The 14,717-nt window shown below is 64.4% G+C and carries 14 protein-coding genes and 1 tRNA gene; 8 read left to right on the forward strand and 7 right to left on the reverse strand.

Translation table 11 applies throughout. The annotated features are described in order from the left end of the window. Positions 1 to 19: 19 nt before the first annotated feature. Entirely contained in the window at positions 20 to 1,705 is a 1,686-nt protein-coding gene (gene ilvD, locus F622_RS0102880) for a dihydroxy-acid dehydratase (protein ID WP_019571280.1), read from the reverse strand. A gap of 21 nt (positions 1,706 to 1,726) precedes the next feature. Then, a complete protein-coding gene (gene hspQ, locus F622_RS0102885; RefSeq protein WP_018169763.1) occupies positions 1,727 to 2,047 on the reverse strand; it encodes a heat shock protein HspQ in 321 nt (106 codons plus the stop codon). Positions 2,048 to 2,189: 142 nt separating this feature from the next. Between hspQ and F622_RS0102890 the strand changes: the two genes are divergently transcribed. Further along, on the forward strand, positions 2,190 to 2,744 hold the full coding sequence (locus F622_RS0102890) for an NUDIX domain-containing protein (protein ID WP_019571281.1): 555 nt from the start codon (positions 2,190 to 2,192) through the stop codon (positions 2,742 to 2,744). 22 nt (positions 2,745 to 2,766) lie between these two features. Here F622_RS0102890 and F622_RS0102895 read toward each other — a convergent pair whose 3' ends face one another. Next, positions 2,767 to 3,438: an L-fuculose-phosphate aldolase gene (locus tag F622_RS0102895; protein WP_019571282.1), complete on the reverse strand. Its 672-nt coding sequence runs from the start codon at positions 3,436 to 3,438 to the stop codon at positions 2,767 to 2,769. A gap of 211 nt (positions 3,439 to 3,649) precedes the next feature. On the opposite strand from F622_RS0102895, the gene F622_RS0102900 reads away from it, so the two are divergent. Further along, a complete protein-coding gene (locus F622_RS0102900) occupies positions 3,650 to 4,117 on the forward strand; it encodes a cytochrome c (RefSeq protein ID WP_018169766.1) in 468 nt (155 codons plus the stop codon). 39 nt (positions 4,118 to 4,156) lie between these two features. After that, entirely contained in the window at positions 4,157 to 5,038 is an 882-nt protein-coding gene (locus F622_RS0102905; protein ID WP_081620966.1) for a cytochrome c, read from the forward strand. 65 nt (positions 5,039 to 5,103) lie between these two features. Here the strand turns inward: F622_RS0102905 and F622_RS0102910 are convergent. Further along, positions 5,104 to 5,179: transfer RNA gene (locus F622_RS0102910), tRNA-Asn, on the reverse strand. Positions 5,180 to 5,262: 83 nt separating this feature from the next. Next, on the reverse strand, positions 5,263 to 6,453 hold the full coding sequence (locus tag F622_RS0102915) for a pyridoxal phosphate-dependent aminotransferase (RefSeq protein ID WP_018650144.1): 1,191 nt from the start codon (positions 6,451 to 6,453) through the stop codon (positions 5,263 to 5,265). An 84-nt stretch (positions 6,454 to 6,537) separates the two neighbouring features. Here F622_RS0102915 and uvrB point away from each other — a divergent pair, with 84 nt between their 5' ends. From uvrB to F622_RS0102940, 5 genes are all read left to right on the forward strand, one after another. Next, complete coding sequence (gene uvrB / locus F622_RS0102920; protein WP_018650143.1) at positions 6,538 to 8,568, forward strand: excinuclease ABC subunit UvrB; 2,031 nt, start codon at positions 6,538 to 6,540, stop codon at positions 8,566 to 8,568. Positions 8,569 to 8,610: 42 nt separating this feature from the next. Beyond that, positions 8,611 to 9,654, forward strand: a complete 1,044-nt coding sequence (nagZ, locus tag F622_RS0102925; protein ID WP_019571284.1) for a beta-N-acetylhexosaminidase — start codon at positions 8,611 to 8,613, stop codon at positions 9,652 to 9,654. Between the two features lie 114 nt (positions 9,655 to 9,768). Further along, positions 9,769 to 10,137 (forward strand): DsrE family protein, encoded by a 369-nt coding sequence (locus F622_RS0102930; RefSeq protein ID WP_018145688.1) that lies wholly within the window; start codon positions 9,769 to 9,771, stop codon positions 10,135 to 10,137. A 140-nt stretch (positions 10,138 to 10,277) separates the two neighbouring features. Further along, positions 10,278 to 10,829 (forward strand): hypoxanthine-guanine phosphoribosyltransferase, encoded by a 552-nt coding sequence (locus F622_RS0102935; RefSeq protein WP_018169770.1) that lies wholly within the window; start codon positions 10,278 to 10,280, stop codon positions 10,827 to 10,829. A gap of 22 nt (positions 10,830 to 10,851) precedes the next feature. Then, on the forward strand, positions 10,852 to 11,604 hold the full coding sequence (locus F622_RS0102940) for an S-methyl-5'-thioinosine phosphorylase (protein ID WP_019571285.1): 753 nt from the start codon (positions 10,852 to 10,854) through the stop codon (positions 11,602 to 11,604). 248 nt (positions 11,605 to 11,852) lie between these two features. Here the strand turns inward: F622_RS0102940 and F622_RS0102945 are convergent, their stop codons facing one another. Both F622_RS0102945 and F622_RS0102950 read right to left on the reverse strand, forming a co-directional pair. Next, positions 11,853 to 13,211, reverse strand: coding sequence for an adenosylmethionine--8-amino-7-oxononanoate transaminase (locus F622_RS0102945; RefSeq protein WP_026287897.1), 1,359 nt, complete (start codon positions 13,209 to 13,211; stop codon positions 11,853 to 11,855). 38 nt (positions 13,212 to 13,249) lie between these two features. Beyond that, positions 13,250 to 14,620: a KamA family radical SAM protein gene (locus tag F622_RS0102950; RefSeq protein ID WP_018176799.1), complete on the reverse strand. Its 1,371-nt coding sequence runs from the start codon at positions 14,618 to 14,620 to the stop codon at positions 13,250 to 13,252. Positions 14,621 to 14,717: the final 97 nt, after the last annotated feature.

Here is a 14,717-nt window from a genome sequence, read left to right on the forward strand (position 1 = left end):
ACTCTTTTGCTCCCCGCCGTCAGGTGAAATCGTCGGTTACGGCACCGCGACTGGCCGAGCCCACGATACGCGAGTATTTCGCCAGGACCCCGCGGTCAAAGCGGGGCACCGGCGGCTCCCAGGCCGCGCGGCGGTGTTCCAGCTCGGCTTCGTCGACCTGCAGCGTGAGCCGGTTTTCTCCGGCATCGATCTCGATCGTATCCCCGTCCCGGACCAGCGCAATCGTGCCGCCGGTCGCGGCCTCGGGGGCAACATGTCCAACCACCATTCCGTACGTCCCGCCGGAGAAGCGCCCGTCGGTGATCAGACCAACGGAATCGCCCAGGCCCGCACCGATGATCGCGGCGGTCGGCGCGAGCATCTCGCGCATGCCGGGACCCCCACGCGGCCCCTCGTAGCGGATGACGAGGATATCGCCGGCCTGGATCTGGCCGTCGAGGATGGCATCCAAGCAGGCCTCCTCGGAGTCGAAGCAGCGCGCGGGGCCGGCGATGGCGGTCCGCTTGAGTCCGGTGATCTTGGCCACCGCGCCCTCGGTCGCGAGATTGCCCTTGAGGATGGCCAGGTGCCCGTGTGGGTACAGGGGCCGCTCTAGCGGGCGGATGATTTCCTGATCCGGGGAGGGCGTATCGGGGATCTCCGCCAGGGTCTCGGCCAGGGTGGCCCCGGTAACCGTCAGGCACTCACCGTGCATGAGCCCGGCATTCAGGAGCATCTTCATCACCTGGGGCGTGCCGCCCACCGCATGGAACTGGGTGGTCACGTAGCGTCCGGAAGGCTTCAGGTCGCACAGCACGGGGACCTTGCGGCGGATGCGCTCGACGTCGTCGATGTCCAGGGGGACCTCGGCGGCATGCGCAATCGCCAGCAGGTGGAGTACTGCGTTGGTGGAGCCCCCGATGGCCATCACCACGGCGAGGGCGTTCTCGAAGGCCTCGCGGGTCAGGATGTCGCGCGGGCGCCGGTTCGCGTGGATGGCCGCTACCAGGACCTCGGCCGACCGGGCGGCCGAATCGCCCTTTTCCGGGTCCTCGGCGGCCTGGGTGGACGAACCGGGGAGGCTCATGCCCATGGCCTCGAAGGCACTCGACATGGTATTGGCGGTGAACATGCCGCCGCAGGAGCCGGCGCCGGGGCAGGCGTTGCGTTCCACGCCCTGAAGGTCCTCGTCGGACAGATTGCCGGCACCATGCTGGCCCACGGCCTCGAAGGCGCTGACGATCGTCAGGTCCTGACCCTTGTAGTGCCCGGGCTTGATGGTTCCGCCGTAGACGAAGATGCCCGGCACGTTGAGACGGGCCAGGGCAATCATCGCCCCGGGCATGTTCTTGTCGCAGCCGCCGGTGGCGAGAATGCCGTCCAGGCTCTGGCCGTTGACTACGGTCTCGATGGCGTCGGCGATGACCTCGCGCGAGACCAGCGAGTACTTCATCCCCGGCGTCCCCATGGAGATGCCGTCGGAGATGGTGATGGTACCGAAGGTCTGTGGCATGCCCCCGGCTTGGCGCACCGCCTGTTCGGCGCGGGCGGCGAGGGCACCAATGCCCATGTTGCAGGGCGTGATCGTGCTGTGCGCGTTGGCAATGCCCACGATCGGGCGCTGAAAGTCGTCGTCGCCGAAGCCGACTGCGCGCAGCATGGCGCGGTTGGGCGTGCGGCGGGGCCCTTCGGTGACGACGCGGCTGCGGCGGTTGTCCTGTGCCATGGTCTTCCCTGCAGTTGTGGGTTAGTGGGCGCCGGGCTCGCCGTGGCGCGAGTAGCGGCCGTTCATGAAACGATCGAAGAACTGCCCGAGGGCGGGGTGTTCGATCTGTTCGCCGCGAGTATCCGGCTCCAGGTGGCGTTCGGCCACGTAGGTGCTGTGCGAATAGCCGTCCACCAGCACGTGATACCACGGCTGGTCTTTGGGTGGGCGGCTCTTGGCCACGGTTTCGTACCATTCGTCCGACCCGGCGTACACCGGATCCACATCGACGATCACACCCCGGTAATCGAACTTGGTATGGTGAATGAGCTCACCAACGGTAAAGCGTGTGCGTGTGGTCATGTTCGCCTCTGTACTGCCTCGGTGCGCAAGCCTCTATTGTGGACCGCGGCCACCGGCGCGTGTTCGAGCTCGGCTCTCTGGTGCACCGCATGGCACTGTACGACTTTGTATTTAAAGCTATAACGCCCCTAACGGTACCGCCATGAGTCGCAATCAAAACAGGCTGGACGCCAGCTTCCACCACCTTATCCCCGAAGGCGATGATCGCGAACGGCGTGTCTGCGACCATTGTGGCTTCGTTGACTACGAAAACCCGCGAATCATCGTCGGCAGCGTGGCCATCTGGGAAGACCGCGTATTGCTTTGCCGAAGGGCCATTCAGCCGCGTCGTGGTTTCTGGACCCTGCCGGCGGGGTTCATGGAAAAGGGGGAAAGCCCGGCCGAGGGGGCCCGCCGCGAGGCCTGGGAGGAGGCACGGGCCGATCTGGAAATCGAACAGTTGTTGGGCGTCTATAGCGTCCCGCACATCGGGCATGTGCAGATGATCTATCGGGCGCGCTTGCTGAGCGATGCGATTGCCCCGGGCCCTGAATCGGAAGAGGTCGGCCTGTTCCGATTCGATGAACTGCCGGAGGAGCGCGCCTTCCCGTCGGTGACCTGGGCCCTGCAGCACTATCTGGAAACCCGAGACCGGGTCGATTTCGCCCCGCGCTCGGCCCCGCTGGCCAATGGGGAAGGTGTCACCCCCGGCCTTTGACCGTGGCGCTGTCTGCGCGCGCCTAATCCCGGTCGCGCTGCGGCCCGTAGTGGCGAAACTTTTCCAGGACGCGATCCATCTCCGCGTCATCCAGCAATTGCGGCCCTCCGATCTGCAGGCTCAGCACATATTGCCGTGCCAGGAGTTCAACCTCCTCGGTCAGCCACAAGGCGCGCTCCAGGTCCGTCCCGGTGGCAATCATCCCGTGATTCGCGAGCAGGCAGGCCGTGCGGTCCCGCAGGGCCGCCACCGCGAGCCGCGAGAGGGTCTCCGTTCCAAACGTGGCGTACGGGGCGCAGCGGATGGAGTTCCCGCCGGCGGCGGCGATCATGTAGTGCAGCGCGGGGATGTCGCGTCCCTGGATCGCCACGACACTGGCATGGACGGAATGGACATGGACGACCGCTCCCAGCTCTGGTCGCGCCTGCAGGATGGCGCGGTGGAAGTGCCATTCGCTGGAGGGCTTGCGACCCGGCACCCATTGTCCGTCTGCATCGATATAGACCAGGTCGTCCGGCTGTAACGCCTCGTACGCGATGCCCGAGGGCGTAATCAGCATGCCTTCGCCGCAGCGCACGCTGATATTGCCCGAGGTGCCCTGGTTGAGCCTGCGACGATTGGTCTCCATGCCGGTGTGTATGACGGCTTCGCGAAGGGCCGTCTGGTCGGCGGGGTAGTCGGGGTTTGCGATCATCTTTTTTCGCGCTGAGTGGGGGTAACTCGATTGTACCGGCTTTGTCCGGGAACCCCGCGCAAGGATTGTGGTCAATCGGAAAAAGCCCGCATCCGCCATGGGTGATCATTTTCGTTCATGGAAATTGGGCCGTTCGGCCGTCTATAGTCACCGTGAATATCCGGTTCGCCCGATATCGGCGAATTCTTGTTTGTTACAGGGAGGAAGCACCATGAAAAACGTCGCACGCCTGATTACCGCCACCTCCGTGGCCGCCGCACTCACCCTCGGGCTGGGTGCCGGCAGTACTGTTCACGCTTTCGATGAACACGAGGCCACCATCGATTACCGCCAAGGCGTGATGCGCGCCATTGGTGGCAACGTGGGCGCCATTGCCGCCGTGGTCGTGGACGGCGCCGAGTTTGGCGACAACCTCAAGATGCATACCAGTCAGCTGGTGGCGCTCAGTCAGGACATCCCGAGCCTCTTCCCCGAGGGAAGCGACTTCCCGGACACCGATGCCAAGGAAGAGATCTGGGGCGACTGGGAGCGCTTCGAGGAGCTCTCCAATGACACCGTCGAGGCCGCCGAGGCCTTGCACGCAGCGGTGGAAGCCGGTGACGAAGACGAGTACGCCATCCGTTTCCGCAACCTCGGACAGTCCTGCCAGGCCTGCCACGACGACTTCCGCCGCGAGTAATCCGCAGTGGTAGCAGGTAACAAGGGGCTGACAGCCTGCCTGTCAGCCCTTTTTCTGGTTGGATCGGCGGCCACGGTGCAGGCAGGGGTGCAGATTGGCGAGCACGACCCGTCCGCGGGCACCGACGAGCAGATCGCCTACGGTGAGTACGTCTTGCGAGCCGGTGGCTGCGTGACCTGCCACACGGCCGAAGACGGGGAATTCCTGGCCGGCGGGCGGGCGATCGAGAGCCCATTTGGTGTGTTCTATGGTCCGAACATCACCCCGAATGCGGAGGACGGTATAGGGGGCTGGTCGGAGGAGGACTTCAAGCGCGCCCTGCTGGAGGGCCGCAGCCCGGACGGACGCCACTACTATCCGGCCTTTCCATATACGTCGTACACCCAGATGCAGCCGCGAGACGTAGAAGCCCTGTGGGCCTTTCTGCAATCCGAGGTGGAGCCCGTCGCTCGGGAAAACACCCCGCATGACCTGGTCTGGTATGCGCAGTTCCGGTCATCCCTGATGGGCTGGAAGTGGCTGCATTTCGAACCGGGCACCTTCGAGGCGGACCCCGAGCAGTCGGACGAATGGAACCGTGGGGCCTACCTCGCCAACGCCCTTGGACACTGCATGGAGTGCCATACTCCGCGCACGCGGACCGGTGGTCTGGACCTCAAGCGCATTGGGGCCGGCGCCCGACTGCCCGACGGGGACGTTGCCTCCAATATCACCCCGGATCGCGAAACCGGCATCGGACGCTGGGGGGAGCGGCATATCGCGCGCTATCTGGAGATGGGCCTGACCCGCGACGGCGATTTTGCCGGCGGCGGCATGGCCGACGTGATCGACCACGGTACTGCCCACCTGACCGATGCCGATCGCCGCGCCATCGCGATTTATATTGGTTCTCTGGAGCCCATCGAACACGATCCCGAGTAATCGGCACCGCTGTACGCACCACGAAAAAGGGCCAGGTCGCAATGACCTGGCCCTTTTCCTGTATCTGGCTCCCCGGGACGGGCTCGAACCGCCGACCTAGTGATTAACAGTCACCCGCTCTACCAACTGAGCTACCGGGGAATTGGGCGCAAATGCTAATGGGGCGGGGCGGGGGCGTCAAGGAAAATCTGGCCGCCCTTCGCGTTTTACCGCCGTTCGCGGCCTCAGCTGTGGTTGGCCACGAACTGGCGCAGGCGTTCCAGGGCCTTGTCGAGCTGAGCGACGCTGGTGGCGAACGAGACGCGAACATGGCCCGGGGCCCCGAAGGCGCTGCCCGGCACCAGGGCCACCCCCACCTCGTCCAGTAGCTGCTTGGTCAGGGCCACATCGGTATCGATGTCCGCGGCCTGCATCAATCCGGTGACGCGCGGGAAGCAGTAGAACGTACCGTCTGGCATCAGGCACTCGATGCCGTCGATGGCATTGAGGCCGTCGACCACACGACGTGCCCGCTCGGCAAAGGCGGAGCACATGGCGACCACGCAGTCCTGATCGCCATCGAGTGCGGCCTCGGCCCCGGCCTGGGCAATGGAAGTCGGGTTGGAGGTGCTTTGCGACTGGATCTTCTTCATCGCCGCGATCAGGTTCTTCGGTCCACCGGCGTAGCCGATACGCCAGCCGGTCATCGCGTAGGCCTTGGAAACGCCGTTCAGGACCACGGTACGGTCCAGCAGGTCCGGGGCCACGTTGACGATGTTCACGAACGGCGTGGAGCCGAACAGGATGTGCTCGTACATGTCGTCGGTGGCGATGACGACGCGCGGATGGCGCCGCAGGACCTCGGCCAGTTCCGTCAGTTGCTCGGCCGAATAGGCGGCACCTGTGGGGTTGGACGGGCTGTTCAGGAACACTAGGCGGGTGTTCGGGGTGATCGCCGCTTCCAGCTGTGCGCCGGTGATGCGGAAGCCGGCTTCCTGCTCTGCGCTGACGACCACCGGGCGGGCGCCGGCGAGCAGGGCAATATCCGGGTAGGAGACCCAGTAGGGGGCGGGGATCACCACTTCGTCGCCCGGGTTCAGCAGGGCCTGGCAGAGGTTGAAGATGCTCTGCTTGCCGCCGGAGGAGACCAGGATCTGGTCGGGGGTGAACGTCAGGCCGTTGTCGCGATCGAATTTCCGAATGATGGCGGCCTTGAGACTGACCGTTCCGTCCACCGGAGTGTACTTGGTTTCTCCGCGGGCAAGCGCGTCGACCGCGGCCTGCTTGATATGCTCGGGGGTATCGAAATCCGGTTCTCCGGCCCCCAGCCCGACAATATCCCGACCCTCGGCTCGCAGCTGGGCGGCCAGGGCGCTGACGGCGAGAGTGGGGGAGGGCTGGATGCGCTGGACGCGGTCGGAGAGCTCGATTTCCAAGGTGGGGCCTCTGTGTGATCGGGGCGAAGGGCCGCGCGGGCGGTCGGGTGCGAAATGATACTGAAATCAGGCGCGGAGGATAAGGTGCAGCCAGGCGAAGGCGAACAATTCCAGGTGGTGTCCGAATACCAGCCGGCTGGCGACCAGCCCGCGGCGATCGCGGCATTGACCGAAGGCCTCGAGGCGGGCCTGGCACATCAGGTCCTGCTCGGGGTCACCGGGTCGGGCAAGACGTTCACCATCGCCAATGTGATCGAGAATATCCAGCGCCCCACCATCATCCTGGCGCCAAACAAGACCTTGGCCGCCCAATTGTACGGGGAATTCAAGGAGTTTTTCCCGAACAACACGGTGGAGTATTTCGTTTCCTACTACGATTACTACCAGCCGGAGGCCTACGTCCCGTCCTCGGATACCTATATCGAGAAGGACGCGTCGATCAACGACCACATCGAGCAGATGCGCCTGTCGGCCACGCGTGCGTTGCTGGAGCGGCGCGATGCGATCATCGTGGCGTCGGTCTCCGCGATTTACGGCCTGGGCGATCCGCGCAAGTATCTCTCCATGGTGCTGCATCTGGAGCGCGGCGAGCGTATTGACCAGCGCGACTTGCTGCGGCGCCTGGCGGAGTTGCAGTACACCCGCAACGATGCGGAGTTGCGCCGAGCGACCTACCGCGTCCGCGGCGAAGTCATCGACATCCACCCGGCGGAATCGGACATCGAGGCCGTGCGCATCGAGCTGTTCGACGACGAGGTGGAACGCCTGTCGTATTTCGACCCCCTGACCGGCGAGCAGCTGCGCACCGTCCCGCGCCTGACGATCTACCCGAAGACCCACTACGTGACGCCGCGCGAAACCCTGTTGGGGGCGGTGGACCACATCCGCGACGAATTGAAGGAGCGCCTGGACTTTCTGCGCAAGGAAGACCGGCTGGTCGAAGCGCAGCGGCTGGAGCAACGCACGCTGTTCGATCTGGAGATGATCCTCGAGATCGGCTACTGCAACGGCATCGAGAACTACTCGCGCTACCTCTCCGGCCGCGCCCCGGGCGAGCCGCCACCGACCTTTTTCGACTACCTGCCCAAGGATGCGCTGTTGGTGATCGACGAGTCGCACGTGTCGGTCCCGCAGGTGGGCGGGATGTACAAGGGCGACCGTTCGCGCAAGGAGACGCTGGTGGAATACGGCTTTCGCCTGCCGTCGGCGCTGGACAACCGGCCGCTGCGTTTCGAGGAGTTCGAGGCCTTGCAGCCGCAGACGATCTACGTCTCCGCCACCCCGGGGCCCTATGAGCGTGAGCATGCCGACGCGATCGTGGACCAGGTGGTGCGCCCGACCGGGTTGCTGGACCCGATCCTGGAGATCCGCCCGGCCGGTACCCAGGTGGACGACGCGCTCTCCGAGATTCGCGATCGGGTCGAATGCAATGAGCGCGTCCTGATCACCACGCTGACCAAACGCATGGCCGAGGACTTGACGGATTATCTGTCCGAGCACGGGGTACGCGTGCGCTACCTGCACTCGGATATCGATACCGTCGAGCGCATGGAGATCATCCGCGACCTGCGCCTGGGCGAGTTCGATGTGCTGGTGGGGATCAACCTGCTGCGCGAAGGCCTGGACATGCCGGAGGTCTCGCTGGTGGCGATCCTGGATGCCGACAAGGAGGGCTTCCTGCGCTCCGATCGTTCGCTGATCCAGACCATCGGCCGCGCCGCGCGCAACGTCAACGGCAAGGCGATCCTGTACGCCGACAAGGTGACCGGATCCATGCGGCGCGCGATCGACGAGACCGAGCGCCGCCGGGCCAAGCAGATCGAGCACAATGAGGCCCACGGGATCACGCCCAAGGGCATTCGCAAGAACGTTGCGGACATCCTGGAGGCGCGCAACGCGATGCCCGGCGCCGGTGGCCGACGAGGCCGGAAGGTGGCGGAGGAGGGCGCCGATTACGTGGGCGCGCCGGAGAATGCGACCAAGGAGATCGAGCGCCTGGAACAAGAGATGTTTGCCAAGGCCCGCGACCTCGAGTTCGAGGAGGCCGCCCGCATTCGCAACCGCATCGAAAAGCTCAAGGCACTCGCCTTTCTCCCCGAAGCCTCGCTATCCTGAAAAGATGGCTCCCGCGGGAGCGCCGAATCGAGCCCCTGAGTAATGTCCAAGAACGACCCCTTGCCCCTGGGTCCGGTGATGCTCGATGTCGCCGGTACCGAACTGACTCCCGAAGACCGTGAACGCCTGCGTCATCCCGCCACCGGCGGCGTGATCCTGTTCGCCCGCAACGTCGGCGCTCCGGAGCAGGCGAGCGCGCTGGTCGCCGCCATTCGCGCCGAGCGCCCCGGCATCCTGATTGCGGTGGACCAGGAGGGCGGGCGGGTGCAACGGCTGCGCGATGGCTTCACCGCCATCCCGCCGATGCGTCAGTTGGGCCATGTCCACGATTACGACCGCAACAAGGCCTGCGAGCTCGCGCATGCGACCGGCGAACTTCTCGGGCGCGAGCTACGCTCGGTGGACATCGACTTCAGCTTTACCCCCGTGCTGGATCGCGACCTCGACATCAGCGAGATCATCGGTGATCGTGCCTTCCATTATGACCCGGACGTGATCGCGCGCCTGGCCGGCGAGTTGATCCGGGGCCTGTCCGCGGCCGGCATGGCGGCCGTGGGCAAACATTTCCCGGGTCACGGGGCTGTTGCCGCGGATTCGCACGTGGCCTTGCCGGTCGACGACCGTCCACTCTCCGAGATCGAGAATCAGGATCTGGAGGCATTTCGCCCGGTGCTTGGGGACCTCGAGGCCATCATGCCGGCCCACGTCGTATACCCACAGGTGGATGAACATCCCGCGGGCTTCTCGCGCGTCTGGCTGCAGGACATCCTGCGCCGCGAACTGCGCTACCGCGGGGCGATCCTCAGCGACGACCTCGCCATGGCTGGAGCGGAGGGCATTGGCGGGCCCGCCGAGCGCGCTGCGGCCGCACGTGCGGCCGGCTGCGACATGGTGCTGATTTGCAACCAGCCGGAACAAGCCGACATCATCCTTGCCGCCCAGGCGGATCAGCCGCTGTCACCTGAATCGCGGCGCCGACTGGAACGCTTGCGCGCGCGCCCAATGGAGCCTGATCCACAGCGTCTCGTCGCATTGCGCGCGCAGTTGACGCACTGGATTCAAGCTAGCCAGATCGCCACGGCATAACCCCATGGAAAGGGCGCATTGGCACCCGCGTGCCGAGCCGCCTATAATGCGCCACCGGTTTGCAGTTGAGCAGCTAGTAATATTCACACTCACCACTGAAGTTGGAGATCCAAAATGGCCGATAAGCTCATGATCGTCATGGTCAACACCGACCCGAGCAACGCTTCCGAACTGGGTGCCCCGTTCTTCCAGGCCACCGTGGCTGCCGCCATGGAATACGACGTTGAAATCGTGATGACCGGCCGTGCTGGCGAGCTCGCCAAGAAGGGCGTTGCCGAGAACCTGTTCGTGCAGGAAGGCTCCAGCAAGAGCGTCTACGACTTCATGAAGGACGCCCACGAAGCCGGCGTCGTAATGAAGGTCTGCACCCCGACGCTGGATCTGTGGGGCAACGACCTGATTCCGGAGATCGAAGAAACCGTGGGCGGCGCCTACGTCATCTCCGAAGCGATGGACGACGACACGGTCACCTTTACCTACTAAGGTTATCGACGTTCGTTTTCAGCCGGCCGGCCCTTGTGCCGGCCGGTTGCGTTTCCGGGCTCCGAAAAGGCGAGGCCAACCTTGCCGAATGTTCGGGGCTCGGACATGATTTCCCCGCATCGACACCCTCAGGACATGCCATGAGCCCGGAACAGGCCCGAGCCACGCTGCGCGACGCCGACTGCCTCTTCAGCCGCGATGCCGTCGAGACGGCGATCGACCGCCTGGCGGAACGCACGGCCGCCTCGCTGAAGGACCGCAATCCGTTGGTCATGGGCGTAATGAACGGGGGCGTGGTGCTGATGGGCGGGTTGCTGACCCGCTGGTCGTTTCCCATGCAGGTGGATTACCTGCACGCCACGCGCTATCGCGGTGGCACGCGCGGCGGCGATCAGCTGCACTGGTTGGCACGTCCGCAGGCGTCGCTCAAGGACCGTACCGTCGTCGTCGTTGATGACATCCTCGACGGCGGGATCACCCTGGAGGGAATCAAGACGTTCTGCGAGGAGCAGGGTGCGGCGCAGGTGATCTCCATCGTCCTGGTGGACAAGCACAACCCGGAGCGGGACCCGGCGATCACCGTCGACTACGCCGCCCTGGAGGCCCCCAACCGCTACCTGTTCGGGTACGGTATGGATTATCAGGACTATCTGCGCAATGCGCCCGGCATCTTCGCCGTGGCCGACCAATAAACCACTGACGTCCGAGGCGCTCATGTCCACACCCCGTATCGCCGTCATCGGCGGCACCGGCCTGACCCAGCTGAAAGATCTGGAGATCACCCGGCGTCAGGTAATGCACACGCCGTATGGCGAACCCTCGGGGCCGCTGGTGTTCGGCCGCCTGAACGACACCGAGATCGTGTTTCTGCCACGGCATGGGGCCCGGCATACCATCCCGCCGCACGAGGTGAACTACCGCGCCAATATCTGGGCGCTTAAAAATGCCGGGATCGACAACGTGGTGGCCGTGGCTGCAGTCGGCGGGATTGGCGAAGAGATGAAGCCGGGTATGGTCGCGATCCCCGATCAGATCATCGATTACACCTGGTCACGGGCGAATACCTTCTTCGAGGGGAAAGACCTGGAAGAGGTCACCCACATCGACATGACCTGGCCCTATAGCGACAGCGTCCGCCAGACGCTGATCCGCGCGATTGACGACCTGGGTATCGAGGCCGTGGAGCACGGGACCTACGGGGCCACGCAGGGACCGCGCCTGGAGACGGCCGCGGAGATTGATCGCCTGGAACGCGACGGCTGCGATCTGGTGGGCATGACCGGCATGCCCGAGGCGGCACTGGCGCGTGAACTGGGGCTGAACTACGCCTGTTGTGCCGTAATCGCCAACTGGGCGGCCGGACGCGCCGAAGGCGAGATCACCATGAACGACATCGCCGCGAATCTCGATGTCGGCATGGCCCGGGTGAAACAGATCCTGACGCGCGTGATCAGCAGTCTTTCCTGACTCCAAGGCGTTAACAATCCGGAGTCCGGCCGGGGAGAGAACCCGCGCCGGGCTACCGCACGCGCATGGTCCAGGGACTCGCTAAGGCGACCAGCACAGTCCCTTATCCACGATTTAACATAATATGTATTATGCGACATTGAAGATGGGCGTGTCTCGAGCGGAATGACCGGGATGCTCCCACCGAAGTCATGAACGCGGCCTGCGCCAGGCCCAATCCCGTTCCCGTTTAGGCCTGATCCCGCACCTCAGGCGCGCACGGCCTTTTCGATCCCCTCGGTCATCACCTCGACGAGGAAGTCGATCTGTTCCTCGGTGATCACGTACGGCGGCATCAGATAGCTCACGTTCCCCAGCGGTCGCAACAGCGCACCGCGTGTCAGGCCGTGGCGATAGATGTGCAGTCCGCGACGTTCCTGCCACGGATACGGGGTGCGTCGGGACTTGTCCTGCACCAGTTCCACCGCCGCAATCATGCCGTGCTGGCGCACGTCGGCGACATGCGGATGTTCCCGCAAGGGTTCAAGTCGTTTCTCGATATGGGCGGCAAGCTCCCGGTTTCTCTCGAGAACGGGATCGGAATCGAAGATGTCCAGTGTGGCAAGTGCGGCCCTGCACGCGAGCGGATTCCCGGTATAGGAATGCGAATGCAGGAACATGTTGAGCTTTTCGTAATCGTCGTAGAACGCCTGGTAAATGGTATCTGTGGTCAACACGGCGGCCATGGGCAGATAGCCGGCGGTCAGGCCCTTGGACAGGCACATGAAATCGGGCGTGATTGGCCCCTGTTCGCAGGCGAACAGCGTGCCGGTGCGCCCGAAGCCGACTGCGATCTCGTCGGCGATCAGGTGGACGCCGTGACGGTCGCAGGCTTCACGCAGTAGCCGCAGGTATTCAGGGTCGTACATGCGCATGTGGCCGGCGCACTGGACCAGGGGCTCCACGATGACTGCGGCGGCCTCATCGGCATGTTCCGCCAGCGCCTGTTCCATGTGGTCGAACTGGCGACGCGCCACATCGGCGCAGGTTTCGCCGTCTTCGCGGTCGAAACAATCCGGTGCCGGCACGGTGATGACGTCCAGCATCAGCGGTTCGTAGGTTGCGCTGTACAGCGGTACATCGCTCACGGACAAGGCGCCCAGGGTCTCGCCGTGGTAGCTGTTGGACAGGCGAATGAATCGGGTCTTCTGCGGGCGATCGACGTTGCGCCAGTAGTGAAAGCTCATCTTCAGCGCGACCTCGACCCCGGCGCTGCCGTTGTCCGCCAGGAACACCCGGTTCAGGCCTTCGGGGGTGATGTCGATCAGGCGTTCGCACAACTCGACCACCGGCTCGTGGGTGCAGCCTGCGAGGATGACGTGCTCCAGCTGATCGAGCTGCTCCTTCACCGCATTGCCGATGCGGGGGTTGGCGTGACCGAACAGGTTGACCCACCACGAACTGATGGCATCCAGATAGCGATTGCCGTCGAAATCGTACAGCCAGACGCCCTCCCCCCGCTGGATCGGAAGCAGCGGGAGGGTCCCCTCCTCGCCGTAGTCTTTCATCTGGGTACAGGGATGCCAGAGGGTGCGCAGGTCGCGTTGCTTGAGCGTGTTGTTGTCCATGAGGTCCATTGTGCCAAACCCGCCCGGCTGAGGCGGACTCAGTGAGCCGATTCGGCCTTCATCGCCATCAGCTCGTCCTCGAAGAAGAAGCGATCTTCGCCGAAGGCGGGTTTGAGCTGATCGAGCCAGGTGGCCTGGTCATCGTAGCGCGCAAAAAACGGGCGCTGGACCCAGTCGGGGTTGCGTGCCTGGATGAAGCGCAGGACGAAGACCTTCTCGCCCTGGATCTCGGCAACGCCCTGGATCTCCACCTTGCCGGGCTCGGCGCTCATTGAGGGGCCGCGGGCGGTGCGCCCGAGCCCCGAGACCTGTTTCATGGCCTCGCGGTAGATCTCCCAGGCGCGCGCCAGCGGGACCTCGAAGTAGCGTCGCGCCCCGGTGTCACGCTCTACGAACATGTAATACGGGATAATCCCGAGGCGTACCTGTTCGCGCCAGAGATTGGCCCAGGCCTCGGCGTCGTCATTGATGTGCCGGAGCAAGGGCCCCTGGGCGCGAATTTCGGCGCCGGTGTCGCGCACACGGCGGATGGCCTCGTGGGCAATCGGGGTCCGCAATTCGTTCGGATGGTTGTAATGCGCCATCAGGGCCACGTGCTTGCCCGCCTCGACCAGCCGTTCCAGTAGACGCAACAGTTCGTCCGCATCCGAGTCGGTCACGAATCGGTAAGGCCAGAATGTCAGGGCCTTGGTGCCGATCCGTACGGTCTGTATGTGGGCCAGATCGGGCTCCAGCAAGGCCTCAAGATAGGCCTTCAGGTGCTTGGTTTTCATTACCATCGGGTCGCCACCCGTCATCAAAAGATCGCTGATCTCCGGATGGCCGCGCAGGTAGTCGTGCAGCAACGCGGCATCGGTGCTGGCGATGCGCAGCTCCTTGTCACCGACGAACTGGGCCCAGCGGAAGCAGAAGGTGCAATAACTGTGGCAGGTCTGGCCCTGGCCGGGGAAGAACAGCACGGTTTCACGGTACTTGTGCTGGAGGCCGTTGATGACCTCGCCCGCTTCCTCGCTCGGGCGGTTGAGCTCCATCTGCCCGGCTGGATGCGGGTTGAGCTCCTCGCGCAGCTCGCGCGCGAGGGCCTGGATCTCGGCCCGCCCTGCCCCTTGGCGATGCAGAACGGCCATGCGCTCGAAGGCCTCGGGGGCCAGCATGTCCCGTTGCGGAAAGGTCAGCTGGAAGATTGGGTCGTCGGGAACCCGGCTCCAGTCGATCAGCTCCTCGATCACGTAGTCATTGACCCGGAACGGAAGAACGCTGGCAACGACCTGCATCTCGAAGCGTATGGCCTCGGGCAGGCTGGCCAGGGCCGGGATGCGTTCGATCGAGCGTTCATTAAAGACGCGGAACTCGCGCGGCTCGACCGCACCAAGCTGGGGATCACGATAGAACTGGACAACGGAATTCATCCGCGACTCCTGTGCCGACAAACTGAAATTGGAGTGCCTCGCCGCAGCGATGGGCGAGGATGCGCGTGTATCCCGGGACGTTCGGGGCGCTCAAGCT

This window comes from Thioalkalivibrio sp. ALMg3 (genome assembly GCF_000381225.1).
Taxonomy (GTDB): domain Bacteria; phylum Pseudomonadota; class Gammaproteobacteria; order Ectothiorhodospirales; family Ectothiorhodospiraceae; genus Thioalkalivibrio; species Thioalkalivibrio versutus.

Bases quoted from the DNA above. Each gene is read 5' to 3' on its own strand.
- F622_RS0102940 (WP_019571285.1), top strand. From the start codon at position 10,852: ATGTCCACACCCCGTATCGCCGTCATCGGCGGCACCGGCCTGACCCAG.
- nagZ (WP_019571284.1), top strand. From the start codon at position 8,611: ATGTCCAAGAACGACCCCTTGCCCCTGGGTCCGGTGATGCTCGATGTC.
- F622_RS0102900 (WP_018169766.1), top strand. From the start codon at position 3,650: ATGAAAAACGTCGCACGCCTGATTACCGCCACCTCCGTGGCCGCCGCA.
- F622_RS0102945 (WP_026287897.1), bottom strand. From the start codon at position 13,211: ATGGACAACAACACGCTCAAGCAACGCGACCTGCGCACCCTCTGGCAT.
- F622_RS0102950 (WP_018176799.1), bottom strand. From the start codon at position 14,620: ATGAATTCCGTTGTCCAGTTCTATCGTGATCCCCAGCTTGGTGCGGTC.
- hspQ (WP_018169763.1), bottom strand. From the start codon at position 2,047: ATGACCACACGCACACGCTTTACCGTTGGTGAGCTCATTCACCATACC.
- ilvD (WP_019571280.1), bottom strand. From the start codon at position 1,705: ATGGCACAGGACAACCGCCGCAGCCGCGTCGTCACCGAAGGGCCCCGC.
- F622_RS0102930 (WP_018145688.1), top strand. From the start codon at position 9,769: ATGGCCGATAAGCTCATGATCGTCATGGTCAACACCGACCCGAGCAAC.
- F622_RS0102935 (WP_018169770.1), top strand. From the start codon at position 10,278: ATGAGCCCGGAACAGGCCCGAGCCACGCTGCGCGACGCCGACTGCCTC.
- F622_RS0102890 (WP_019571281.1), top strand. From the start codon at position 2,190: ATGAGTCGCAATCAAAACAGGCTGGACGCCAGCTTCCACCACCTTATC.
- F622_RS0102895 (WP_019571282.1), bottom strand. From the start codon at position 3,438: ATGATCGCAAACCCCGACTACCCCGCCGACCAGACGGCCCTTCGCGAA.